Below are 12304 nucleotides of genomic sequence, written 5' to 3' on the forward strand. Positions count from 1 at the left end.
CTCGATCCGGCCGAGCAGCAGGCCGATTTTGACGCCGCGACCGCGAGTGTGGCCGCGGCGGAGGCCCAGTTGCGCGTGGCGCAAGCGACCTTTGACCGGCAGAGCTATCTCCTGTCGAGCGGCTTCACCACCCGCACAGCCTATGACCAGGCGCAGGAGCAACTGCGAACCGCACAAAGCGCGCTTGAATCGGCAAAATCGCAGTTGGGAACGGCCCGCGAGGCACTGGGCGATACCGAACTGTACGCCCGCACGGGGGGTGTGATTACCGCCCGAAACCTCGAAGTCGGGCAAGTCGTGCAGGCGACCCAATCAGTCTTCACGCTCGCGCAAGACGGGGAGCGGGATGCTGTCTTCGATGTCCCTGAATCCATATTCTTTGGCGATGTGGAGCGCGGCCACGTTTCGCTGGCGCTGGTCTCGGGTTCTGACGTGACCGCCGTCGGCTACGTCAGGGAAATATCGCCTGCCGTCGATCCCAAGAGCTCCACGGTTCGTGTCAAAGTCGCAATCCAAAATCCGCCTCCGGCGATGGCGCTCGGAAGCGCCATCGCGGGCAGCGCCGGTACCAAACCGGCCACGGAGATCACCGTGCCGTGGACCGCCCTGATGGCAACGGGCTCAAAGCCCGCCGTCTGGATCGTCGATCCCAAGTCAGGCACAGCGTCGCTTAAGCCGGTGACTGTCGGCGCTTACGATGCCGAAGCGGTCGTGATCAAGGAAGGGCTGCAGGCTGGAGATCGCGTCGTCATCGACGGAGGCAAGCTGCTGAGCTCCGGCCAGCCCGTGACATTCGATGGAGATCGGTCATGAGAACGCGATTGCTTGTCGTTGCAAGCGCCATCACTTCGGCATTGGCGATGGCCGGATGCAAGCAGGAGGCGAAGGCCCCGGAGCCCGTCCGGCCCGTGTTATCAACCGTCCTGCAACCGGCCGTATCGGGGAGCACGGTGGCGGTTGGAACCGTCCAACCCCGATACGAGACCAATCTCGGCTTCCGTGTGCTGGGGCGCCTGATCGCGCGTCCAGTCAACGTCGGAGATCTGGTAGCCGAGGGGCAGATGGTTGCCGCAATCGACCCGACTGCCCTGGCGCTCGCGGTGCGGTCAGCGAAAGCGGACCTTTCGAAAGCCCAGGCCCTGCTCGAAAACGCAATCGGGACCGAGGAGCGGAAGCGGATCCTGATCAAGACCGAAGCCACGACGAAACAGACGCTTGACGATGCAGAGCAGGTGCGCGCAGGCGCACAAGCATCGACCGCTCGCGCCCGCGCGAACCAGACCAAGGCGATCGAGCAGCTCGGCTATGCCCAGGTCAAGGCCGACTTCGCCGGTGTCGTCACGGCCGTGAGCGCCGAGGTGGGAGAAGTGCTCTCGCCGGGTCAGACCGTGGTGACCGTGGCGCGGCCGGATGTCCGGGAGGCTGTGATCGATATCGGCGCGGACTTCCCTGTGCCCTTGACCGTCGGTTTGCCGTTCACCGTCAGCTTGCAGTTGCTTCCTGCCGTTCAAGTGCAGGGCCAGGTTCGTGAAATCGCGCCGCAGGCCGACCAAGTGACGCGCACGCGCCGCGTCCGTATCGCCTTGAATCATCCGCCCGAAAGCTTCCGGCTCGGAAGCACCATCACAGCAAGGCTAAGCAGCACTCACGGCGCAGTTCTCCGAGTGCCCGCGTCCGCCGTCCTCAAAGAGGGTGCTGAGACCTTCGTCTGGGTCATCGACGCTCCCACGAGCACGGTTTCGCTCCGCAAGGTCGAGCTTTCCGAGGACGAGGGCGGCATTCGCCTAGCCGGGGGTCTTATCGCCGGAGCGCGCATCGTGACTGCCGGAACCCACAGCCTCAAACAAGGACAGCATGTCCGCATCGAACAGGACGCCACGCCATGAAAACCTTCAACCTTTCCGACTGGGCACTCGGCCATCGTTCGCTCATCTGGTATTTCATGATCGCCTTCATGGCGGCGGGTCTCTTCGCATACCTGCAGCTGGGGCGGCAGGAAGATCCTGATTTCACCATCAAGACCATGGTGATCGGGGCGCAGTGGCCGGGTGCGTCGCCCGAGGAAATGACGCGCCAGGTCACCGACAGGATCGAGAAGAAGCTCGAAGAGCTGGAGTCGCTCGATTATACCAAGAGCGTCACCGTTGCGGGCCAAACCACTGTCTTCGTCTATCTACGCGACACGACGAAGGCTGCCGACGTCGCCCCGACCTGGGCGCGCGTGCGCAATATGATCGCGGACATCAAGGGCGATTTCCCGCAAGGGGTCGTAGGTCCCGGCTTCAACGACCGCTTCGGCGACGTCTTCGGCAACATCTACGCCTTCACCAGCGACGGCCTGACCCAGCGCCAGTTGCGCGACCGCGTCGAGGACATTCGCGCAAAAGTCTTGACCGTCCCGAACGTCGGCAAAGTCGACATTCTCGGCGCGCAGGATGAAATCATTTTCCTGGAATTTTCGACCCGGAAAATCGCGGCGCTCGGCCTCGACACCCGTTCAATCGTTTCCTCGCTGCAGGCGCAAAATGCCGTCGCGCCCTCGGGCGTATTCCAGGAGGGCCCGGAGCGCATCAGCGTGCGGGTCAACGGTCAATTCGCATCCGAGGAAAGCCTGAAGGCGATCAATCTCAGGGTCAACGATCGCTTCTTTCCGCTGACCGACGTGGCAACCATCTCGCGCGGCTACGCCGATCCGCCCGCGACGCTATTTCGCTTCAACGGTCAACCCGCCATCGCACTCGCGATCGGGATGAAGTCGGGTGCGAACTTGCTGAAATTCGGCGAGGCGCTGAAAGAGGAAATGTCCAAGATTCTGGCCGAGCAGCCGATCGGCCTGGGAGTTCATCTCGTCGCTGACCAGCCGGTCGTTGTCGAGCATGCCGTGTCGGGCTTCACGGAAGCCCTGTTCGAAGCGGTGGTCATCGTGCTCGCCATCAGCTTCTTGAGCCTCGGCATTCGTGCCGGCCTGGTCGTTGCGATCGCGATCCCCTTGGTTCTGGCGATCACATTCGTGGTGATGGCGTATGCAGGAATCTCGCTGCAGCGCATTTCGCTGGGCGCCCTGATCATCGCGCTCGGGCTTCTGGTCGACGACGCCATGATCGCCGTCGAGATGATGGTGGCGCGGCTGGAAGTCGGCGATCCCCTGGAGATGGCCGCAACGCACGTCTACACCTCTACCGCATTTCCGATGCTGACCGGTACGCTGGTCACCGTCGCCGGCTTCATCCCGATTGGCCTCAACTCCAGCAACGCCGGTGAATTCACCTACACCCTGTTCGTGGTTATTGCCGTGTCCTTGCTCGTGTCATGGATCGTTGCCGTGCTGTTCACGCCCTTGCTTGGCGTCACGATCCTGCCGGCCAGGATGAAAGGTCATCATGAATCCAAAGGCCGGGTTGGGCAGACGTTCGCCCGCCTGCTTCTGGTTTGCATGCGTCACCGCTGGATCACCGTCGGGGTGACGGTTGCGGCGTTTGCGCTCGCTCTGTTCGGTATGCAATTCGTGCAACAGCAGTTCTTTCCGTCATCGGACCGTGCGGAATTGGTCATTGACTGGAACCTGCCTCAAAACGCTTCAATCACCGAGACCAATGCGCAGATTGCCCGCTTCGAGCATGAACAGCTGCAGGGCAATCCTGGTGTTGACCATTGGTCGACTTATGTCGGCACCGGCGCTCCACGATTTGTGCTCTCATTCGACGTGCAGACGGCGAACGCCTGGTTTGGCCAGATGGTCGTCGTCACCAAGGGTGGCATTGCCGCGCGGGACCGCGTCAAGGCACAATTCGAAACCTATCTGAGAAAGACCTTTCCGGGCACCGACACCTTCGTCAAACTGCTCGAGGTCGGACCTCCGGTCGGGCGTCCCGTGCAGTACCGCCTGAGCGGACCCGATATCGCCAAGGTGAGGGAGTTTTCCCAAGAGCTGGCCGGCATTGCGCGCGCCAATCCACACCTCAATCATGTCGTGTTCGACTGGATGGAGCCGGCACGCGTCGTCAAAGTCGATGTCCTGCAGGACAAGGCGCGCCAGCTTGGCGTGAGTTCAGAAGATATCGCGACGACGTTGAACGGCGTCCTTGCCGGTTCCTCGATCACCCAGCTACGCGACAGCATTTACCTGGTGAATGTGACGGGACGCGCGACCGCACCGGAGCGCGCATCAATCGATACGCTGCGCGACCTGCAATTGACCGGCCTTGGCGGCCAGTCGGTGCCGCTCGGAGCGGTCGCCACGCTACGTTATGAAATCGAGCAGCCGACGATCTGGCGCCGATCGCGGCTTCCCACGATCACGCTCAAGGCAAGCACCCTCGACACCGTACAGCCGAAGACGATCGTGGATCAACTTGCGCCGAAGGTTCAGGAGTTCGCAAAAGGACTGCCGGCCGGATACTCGGTCGCGATCGGGGGGTCGGTCGAGGAAAGTGCGAAGAGCCAGGCCCCGATCGAGGCGGTCGTTCCGCTGATGCTCTTCATCATGGCCACCATCCTGATGGTTCAGCTGCAGAGCTTTCACCGGCTGTTCCTGGTGTTCGCAGTGGCCCCCCTCGCCGTGATCGGTGTTGTCATGGCCTTGCTGCCAAGCGGAGCGCCGCTCGGATTCGTTGCGATCCTCGGTGTGCTGGCGCTGATCGGGATCCTGATCCGCAACTCGGTGATCCTGATCGTGCAAATCGAGGACCTGAGGAAGGTGGGACGCCCTGCATGGGACGCGGTGGTGGAAGCGACCGAGCACCGCATGCGGCCGATCATGCTGACCGCCGCTGCAGCAAGTCTCGCCCTCATCCCGATTGCACGCGAGATTTTCTGGGGGCCCATGGCCTACGCGATGATGGGCGGCATCATCGTGGGGACGATGCTGACGCTGCTGTTTTTGCCGGCGCTCTATGTGGCGTGGTTCCGGATCAAGGAGCCAGCGCCCGCAACGGACAACACTCACGAAAATCTGATTGCCCCCAAATTGCAACTAGATCTGTCAGCTGACGTGCCCTCTCCGCGCGAACTGGAAAGCGCGTAGGAGCCAGCATGAAAGAAGATTTGAGCCTCTTCACGTTCGGCATCGGAGCAATGTGCTTCGTGGTGTTCGTGACCGCTAGCGGGTGCGGCGGACCTTGTAGAGAACAAAGCGCGCAGACCGGTCCAATTCTTCCAGCAGGTCTGGCAGAGGGTTCGCTACATGGCGGCCGACCACATAGAGGTAGTCGTAGTCCCGCTGCCAGGTGCTGATGAAAGCCGGAACGTCGGACGGCGGTTGGCCCGCCACGACCGCGGCCAGGCAGCGGCGACGCACGCGGCCAACTACGGCTATGCGTATGCGGACTGCCTATTGTGGTGAAAGCGGAACCTTAAAAACCTTGAAGCCCGGTATGTCAGGAAATGCCTCGGCTGATTCCGCAGAAGCCAAGGTCAGGACCGCAGCCAGCACCTCTCCGTTCAGCAACCGATCAATCGCCCTGGTGTGTTCTGCGCTCAAATGGACCGAAAGCGCTCCTGCTGCCACAAACGCGATCCAAACATCGGTGCCTGAAGAAGAATACTTCTCATCCATCGCTACGCCTTTATCTTTAAGATCGGATACCGATCTGATCTCCGGATTAGCCAGTACAATGGCAACAAGGAGGTCCGTCTTACGAGTTGCCAGGGCCGCCGTCATTCGTTCTGCGACCGCAGTCGCTGCCGCCACTTGCTGCTGTATCGTTCTGCTGTTGGATTTCGGAGCAAGACCGACAGTGGGCTGCGCTGTCGTGCCCGAACCGGGAGCAGCGATGCCGCTTTTCGGCTCGAGTTGCTTGCCCGAAGAGGGCGGCGGGAGCAATCTACGGTTTGCCGAAGGCTCTGTTTTTGCCGTGATGTGGGTGGGCTTTGCCTTCGTCTTGACGTGATGAGCGGTCCTATGACTGTCGCGACGGCGCTGCGGCCTTTCGGTCTTCAGCTTGGTTTCTGTCGGAGAACGGGCCTTGAAGGACGCTAACTCGTTCGGCTGACGAGCCGCCGTTCTGTTCACACCTGCAAACTGGCGTTGGTCAGCGGATGATGGCGTGATCGCTTGATGTGGTGGCTCACGGCTGCAGCCGACCAAGGTCGTAGCGACCACGATAATGAGAGGCGTCCTCAACCGATTCCCCTAAATCGATGAATGTCCGCCGCATTCGTTGGCCTCCGCGCTAGGCTCTCTATCTCGCGCAAAACCATTAAACGCACATTAAGTATCGGGGCCCCTGCTTGAAATGCCCGATATGGTTAATGTTTGTCGCGGGAAATCAGAACGAGACCCGCGATCTGGTGATGACCGTCAATATGATCGGCTCGGACATGGGAGATGAGTCCAGGCAAATAGTTAAGCGGCCTTTCTACAACCTTCGGTAATTTTCTTCGCGCTGTTTTCGCCGGCTTCCGTGATGGGCGGCTAGCGGGTGCGGCGGATCTTGTAGAGAACAAAACGCGCAGACCGGTCCAATTCTTCCAGCAGGTCTGGCAGAGGGTTCGCTACATGGCGGCCGACCACATAGAGGTAGTCGTAGTCCCGCTGCCAGGTGCTGATGAAAGCCGGAACGCCGGACGGCGGTTGGCCCGCCACGACCGCGGCAAGCACAGCTATCGGCACCGGCCCACCATAGGGGATGGCGAGACGCCGCAGATCGGGGCGCGCTTGCACCGGTTGTTTACCCACCGCGGTGAACAGGTTCGGCACAAAGGCGCTGGCGTAGTGCACAGCCAGAGTCGGTGCATAGAACATCGGATACTGCGTGAGATCATTGAACGGCGGGTCCTCACCCTCACTACTGCCGCCCACGAGCACCCGCGAACCCTGGTCGATCTTGTGGAATGACGAAATGATGGCCGCATAGTCCGCGCGATAGGACAGCCAGACCAGGTAGACGGTCGCCAAATTGGCGAGCGTGATTGCGGTGACAATGGTGAGTGCCGCAACCGTCCATCGCCTGCCAGGCAACGACAGCGAACAGAAGGCCGGAAGGATCAAGGCCGCGGCGGGGATCATGCGGAGGTCAGCAAATGAGGTGCCGAGCAGCTTCGACGGGATTGCCAGATAAAACAGCGCAAAGCCGACCGCGAGCCAAATTCCCGCTGGTTCCAGCTTTAGAACATCGTGTTTGGCCGCAAAGTACAGCGAGGCCAGCAGCGCCAACGCGGTTACTCCCGATACTGTCAAATTGTAGCCGTTCATGATGCGAAACAGCCAGAGCGGCTTGAATTCAAGGAACCAGGTCGATCCTTCGCTTCCGATTGATCCGGCGGTCAACCTCATGAGTTCGAGGAGCGCCACCGCCGGTATCGCGAGCACCACAAGGCGCAAGGCGGCATCGCGGTACGGTGCCTTTCGGTCGTAGGCACGCCAAAGCTCAAACAGTCCGAGCGTCGCGCCATAGATGCCGAGCGAAAAGAAGTGCGCCGCAAACAGCGCCGTGACGAAAACCGCGTTGACGACGAAACGGATCGGCCATGCACGCGCCGCCACCGCCAGATAGGCTGCGATACCCCAGAGCGCCACGCCCAGCCCAAATTCAAAATTCACAAAACCCCAGCTGAACGGCAGGCAGTAGAGGAACATGAGTGCGGCGAAGCCAGCCAAATGGACGCGGCCCTTCACGACTCGTTCGAGCGCCAGCGCGCCGCCGATAATCAATGATTGGCTCAACAGCAGAAACAGCCGGGTCGCATTTTCGACGCTGATCAGCTGCGCTATTTGCGGGACCAGCAGATCCATTGCCAGATTGGGATAAAGCGCCCAGGTCACCTCGTAGTACGGATTGGCTTCAGCGGTGCCGTTCCGGCTCAGGATGTACATTCGGGCGAGATGATTGGGATAATCGACCATCGCCGGGATGGGCGTCAGCAAGACAGGCAGTAGCGAAGCGGCGGTCAGCAACACAAAAACGGTAATCGCCAGCGATCGATCCGAGCCAAATTGCTTCCGAGCTGTCGTGGTTTGCAAATCAGAGGTAATCATGGTGCTGGACGGCCGAACCTGGACTTTTGCGGAAGCGATCCCATATCGGTTCGACCTGATTCTCGCCAGTAACTCTCGCTGGAATAATAGCGAGCCCAAGCCCGCTCCCGGCCTGCGGCCGACCTCGATGAAAGAGCGATCGCCCGCTTCGGTAGGGAAGCGGACCTCTCAAACGCAGAGCCTCGGGCAATGCCTCAGGCGGCACCGCACCAGTTTCGCACCAGAAACGGCGCAAACGAAACGCGACGCAAGCGATCCAAGTCGAACGAAACCGCAAGAAAATCAACAAGCGCGTCCTTTGTCCTGCCACTCATAACGGTCTGGTTGCAGGTTCGAGTCCTGGTGCGCCCACCACGCCGGCCTGCTGCTCGCAATTTGCTTGAGATTTTCGGCCTGTAGTCACGACCTGCCTTCCAGAGCCTTTTCGGTTCTGATGGAATCAGAACCGAGGCTCTGGTTTTTTGTTTTGACGCGTTTTCTTCACGCGAACCGGTATCCACTTCGCTCGAAAACGCTATAGGTCGAGAGCTGGGGACTTGGCCGTCAGGTCATGTGCCTGGCGACGTGATCGATCGCCATGTCCATCGCAATTTCCAGAGGACGGCTTGTTCGGGTCGTCTTGGCCAAAAGAAGTCCGCCCTGGACGGCACTGAGCAATGCAATCGCCAGTTCATGCGGATCGGCGGACTTCGCGAGCTCGCCGCGCTCATGCATTTTCGCAAGGCCGCGCTCGATGCGGTCGATCCAGGTTCCGATGCCGCCAGCGAGGCGCTTTCGTGCACTTTCAGACGAATTCGCCAGCTCGCTGGCCAGTGATCCCAGCGGGCAGCCTCCCATGTCAACCTGCTCATTGAGCCGGATAATCGCCTGCCCCCACGCCCGCAGCGCTCGCAGGGAATCCAGCGCGCCAAGATGCGGCTCCTGGGCGGCAAGAACTCGCTCGGTTTGCCTGGCGATCACCTCGAGCGCCAACGCGTCCTTGTCGGCGAAGTAGTGATAGAGCTGCGATTTGCTCACGTCGCTTGCCGCCATCACATCGTCGAGGCTCGTTCGCTCGACGCCATGCGCGTAGATCAAATCGGCTGCGGCCTCGATGATGCGCGATCGGGTCGCCGCTCCTCGGGCGGTCAACATGCGAGGTTCGGATTTCTGATTTGCGGACACACGAACACGTTACACAAATTGGACTTGACAGTCCAGATGCAGGTACATTAATTGGACCGACTAGTCCAGTTACTATTAAGAGAGAACTAAACATGACGCAGAGAATGAAGGCCATCGATCCGGGAATGGCCAAGGGAAAAGCGAAAGAACTGCTCGATGCGGTGGTGAATAAATACGGCGGCGCTCCGAACTCTTTCAAAACGATGGCCCATTCGCCAGCCGGACTTCAGGGCTTTCTCGATCTTTCTGGAACGCTTGAAGGCGGCGTATTGCCGTTCGAGACTCGGTACCAAATTGCGATCGCGGTCTCGGAGATCAATGGCTGCCCGTATTGTCTTTCCGCTTTTACAGCGATCGGCAAGGGCTCGGGCATGAAGGATGAAACACTCGCGGCGTGCCGGAGGGCCGGGTCGACCGATCCGAAAATCGACGCCATGCTGAAGTTTGCCGCGGCTATCGTGCGCAAGCGCGGCGCTGTTACGTCCGAAGACTTCCAAAAGGTGAAATCCGCAGGGGCCTCGGATGAGGAAATACAGGAGATCGTCGCAAACGTCGCCTTATTCACCTTCGCCAATTACATAAACCTGGTAATCGGAACGGAAGTTGACTTTCCGCTTGTCACGCCGTTGGAGCAGGCTGCCTGAAATTCAAGCCAGGCGACATGCTGTCGACGACGGTGACGGAAGCCGTGACCGGGGAGGCCAAAGGCCTCCCCGATGCGAAGCGCCTTGTCCATCTGCAATTCCGGCGCTTCGTTGATTTGAGCCGGATAATCGCCTGCCCCCACGCCAGCAGCGCACGCAGAGAATCCAGCGCGCCAAGATGCGGCTCCTGGGCGGCAAGAACTCGCTCGGCCCGAACAGCGATCACTTCGAGGATCAGCGCGTCCTTGTCCGCGAAGTAGTGATAGAGCTGCGATTTGCTCACGCCGCTTGCGGCCATCACCTCATCCAGGCTCGTTCGCTCGACGCCATGCTCGTAAATCACATCGGCCGCGGCGTTCACGATACGCGAGCGCGTTGCCGCGCCGCGCGCGGTCAGAGAACGCGATTGAGAATGCTGATTTGCCGACATGCAGGCACATCACGCTAACTGGACTTGACAGTCCAGTTAAGTCATGTTGTGTTGGACCGACCAGTCCAATTCAGGGGAGTCGTCGATGACGCGTCTAGAAAATGGCCAGAGCTTTCCCGCTCTTGATGTCTCTGCTGCTGGCGGTGGCACGATCCGAATTCCTCAGTACTTCGCCGGATCATACGGTGTCGTCCTGATGTATCGGGGCGGGTGGTGTCCGTATTGCCGGGCCCAGCTCGCCGGGTTTCAGCACACCAGCGAAAAGCTCGCCGCATTGGGCATCAAGGTCGTCGCGCTGTCGGTCGACGATGAAGCCGCGACAGGTGGCACTGTGGAAAAGCACAGACTGAAATTTCCGGTTGGGCATAGTGCGGACGTGGACAAGGTGGCGGCCATCACCGGCGCCTACATCAACGAGACACCACGGCGTTACCTTGAGGCGACGGGCTTCGTGCTGGCGCCCGACGGCCGACTACTGAACGCAGTCTATTCCAGCGGTCCGCTCGGGAGGCTGGTCGCCGAGGACGTCATGGGCATGGTCGCCTATCTCAGGTCCGCGGCCTGAGTCCCCGCAGGCCGCAGCAGGCTTATCGGGTTTCTGGGGGCAAATCGGTCAACAATCGCCAAGGCGAGAGGAAAAGCTATGAAATTCAAGTCTGGAGACATGCTGCCGTCGATGGTGATGGAAGCCGTAACCGGGGAGGCCATAAACCTCCCCGATGCAAAGCGCCTCGTCCATCTGCAATTCCGGCGCTTCGTTGATTGCCCGATTTGCAACACGCATATCGGGCAATTCAGGAAGCGCGCACGAGAGATCGAAGCTGCCGGCATCAAGGAAGTGATCGTGTTTCATTCCTCGCCGAAATCGATCCGCTCCTACCAGAAGGATGTTCCTTTCCTGATGGTCGGCGATCCGAAGAAAGCCCATTACAGGAATTTTGGGGTCGAAAGCTCGATCAGCTTCGTAAGCCTCAACTCCCTCGGGGCCGCGTTTCGCGGTATGGCGCATGGTCATTTCGCCCTGCGAGTTGCCGGTGGGGGCCCCCTGGGGCTGCCGGCCGACTTCCTGATCGCGCCGTCCGGACGTATCAACGCGGTGAAGTACGGCACCGACGCCTACGACCAGTGGTCCGTCGATGAGCTGCTCACGCTGGCGAAGGGCGTCTCAAGTCGAAGGCTTGAGTCGGCGTAAGGGTCAATCTGGCGCAGCACCGGTATTGAGAATGACCGCCACCGCGCGGCGCATCTCTGCCGCGTTGTTTTGATCAACAAATCTTGAACGATCCGGCACTACGTAACACTGGTCGATCGGAGCACGAAACTCCAATCGCGGCGAGCCGGTTTCGAGTCGCGATGCCATGTCGCGGTCGTTTGGCCCCGATCCCAGAAAGTGCGAATGGAGGAGATCCTATGACTACCGCTTTTCGGACGACCAGTTTGGTCAAGCTGATCCTTGGGTTCATGGTTTTCGCTTTTGCGTCCTCGCTTGAACCAGCTGCGGCCGAAGACCTTGGTCCTCCCGTCGGCTTGATTGCTCCGGACATCGGCAAGCGTCCCGATCAAAATGGTGTGCCTCGTACCCTGGCTGACGTAATGGGCAGTAAAGGTCTTGTGCTGATGTTCTTTCGATCCGCCGATTGGTGTCCGTTTTGCAAGGCTCAATTGATCGATATCAACAGCGGAGCGGCGGAGATAGAGAAGCGCGGTTATCGGATCGCTGCGCTCTCCTACGATAGTCCGGAGATTACGAAAAACTTTGCCGACCAGCGGAATATCTCCTTCACATTCCTGTCTGATCCGAAGTCCGAAGTCATCGACCTGTACAAGCTGCGCGACCCGCAATATCCGCCGGGCAATCGGGCTTACGGCGTGCCGAGACCGATTATTTTTATCCTCGACAAAAATGGCGTCATACGCACGAAGCTGTACGAGGAATCATTCAAGGTACGGCCACCCGCGAGTGCTGTCATTGGCGCACTCGACGCGCTCGCAGCGGCCAAGAGCTGACGCTAGACTCATTTAGTCCTTCGTAGTTGCTCGGGATTGAAGGCAAGGTGAATGCGAGGGCGCTGCTGGTCGTATTGGCCGTTC

11 protein-coding genes are annotated in these 12304 nt (G+C 60.0%); 7 read left to right on the forward strand and 4 right to left on the reverse strand.

Features of this window, described 5'->3' with window-relative positions:
- From VNX23_RS20790 to VNX23_RS20800, 3 genes are all read left to right on the forward strand, one after another.
- On the forward strand, positions 1–813 hold an 813-nt coding region (locus VNX23_RS20790), incomplete at its 5' end, for an efflux RND transporter periplasmic adaptor subunit (RefSeq protein ID WP_325633082.1).
- On the forward strand, positions 810–1886 hold the full coding sequence (locus VNX23_RS20795; protein WP_325633084.1) for an efflux RND transporter periplasmic adaptor subunit: 1077 nt from the start codon (positions 810–812) through the stop codon (positions 1884–1886). The genes VNX23_RS20790 and VNX23_RS20795, both read left to right, overlap by 4 nt.
- A complete protein-coding gene (locus VNX23_RS20800) occupies positions 1883–5023 on the forward strand; it encodes an efflux RND transporter permease subunit (RefSeq protein WP_325633086.1) in 3141 nt (1046 codons plus the stop codon). Before VNX23_RS20795 ends, VNX23_RS20800 begins: the two co-directional genes overlap by 4 nt.
- Before the next feature lie 306 nt (positions 5024–5329).
- On the opposite strand, the gene VNX23_RS20805 is transcribed toward VNX23_RS20800, so the two are convergent.
- The 3 genes from VNX23_RS20805 to VNX23_RS20815 form a co-directional block, all read right to left on the reverse strand.
- Positions 5330–6121: a hypothetical protein gene (locus VNX23_RS20805; RefSeq protein ID WP_325633087.1), complete on the reverse strand. Its 792-nt coding sequence runs from the start codon at positions 6119–6121 to the stop codon at positions 5330–5332.
- A 291-nt stretch (positions 6122–6412) separates the two neighbouring features.
- A complete protein-coding gene (locus VNX23_RS20810) occupies positions 6413–7975 on the reverse strand; it encodes a hypothetical protein (protein WP_325633089.1) in 1563 nt (520 codons plus the stop codon).
- Between the two features lie 543 nt (positions 7976–8518).
- Positions 8519–9109 carry a TetR/AcrR family transcriptional regulator gene (locus VNX23_RS20815; protein WP_325633091.1) on the reverse strand — a complete coding sequence of 197 codons (591 nt, stop codon included), beginning with the start codon at positions 9107–9109 and terminating at the stop codon, positions 8519–8521.
- A gap of 134 nt (positions 9110–9243) precedes the next feature.
- Here VNX23_RS20815 and VNX23_RS20820 point away from each other — a divergent pair, with 134 nt between their 5' ends.
- A complete protein-coding gene (locus VNX23_RS20820; RefSeq protein WP_325633093.1) occupies positions 9244–9783 on the forward strand; it encodes a carboxymuconolactone decarboxylase family protein in 540 nt (179 codons plus the stop codon).
- Here VNX23_RS20820 and VNX23_RS20825 read toward each other — a convergent pair.
- Positions 9758–10213, reverse strand: coding sequence for a TetR/AcrR family transcriptional regulator (locus tag VNX23_RS20825; protein WP_325633095.1), 456 nt, complete (start codon positions 10211–10213; stop codon positions 9758–9760). The genes VNX23_RS20820 and VNX23_RS20825 overlap by 26 nt on opposite strands.
- A gap of 85 nt (positions 10214–10298) precedes the next feature.
- Here VNX23_RS20825 and VNX23_RS20830 point away from each other — a divergent pair, with 85 nt between their 5' ends.
- The 3 genes from VNX23_RS20830 (at position 10299) to VNX23_RS20840 (ending at position 12220) form a co-directional block, all read left to right on the forward strand.
- Entirely contained in the window at positions 10299–10778 is a 480-nt protein-coding gene (locus VNX23_RS20830; RefSeq protein WP_325633097.1) for a redoxin domain-containing protein, read from the forward strand.
- Between the two features lie 78 nt (positions 10779–10856).
- A complete protein-coding gene (locus VNX23_RS20835; RefSeq protein WP_325633099.1) occupies positions 10857–11405 on the forward strand; it encodes a redoxin domain-containing protein in 549 nt (182 codons plus the stop codon).
- 218 nt (positions 11406–11623) lie between these two features.
- Positions 11624–12220, forward strand: coding sequence for a peroxiredoxin family protein (locus VNX23_RS20840; RefSeq protein WP_325633101.1), 597 nt, complete (start codon positions 11624–11626; stop codon positions 12218–12220).
- Positions 12221–12304 lie beyond the last annotated feature (84 nt).

Origin of the sequence: Bradyrhizobium sp. (assembly GCF_035570375.1) — a bacterium.
Lineage (GTDB): Bacteria > Pseudomonadota > Alphaproteobacteria > Rhizobiales > Xanthobacteraceae > Bradyrhizobium.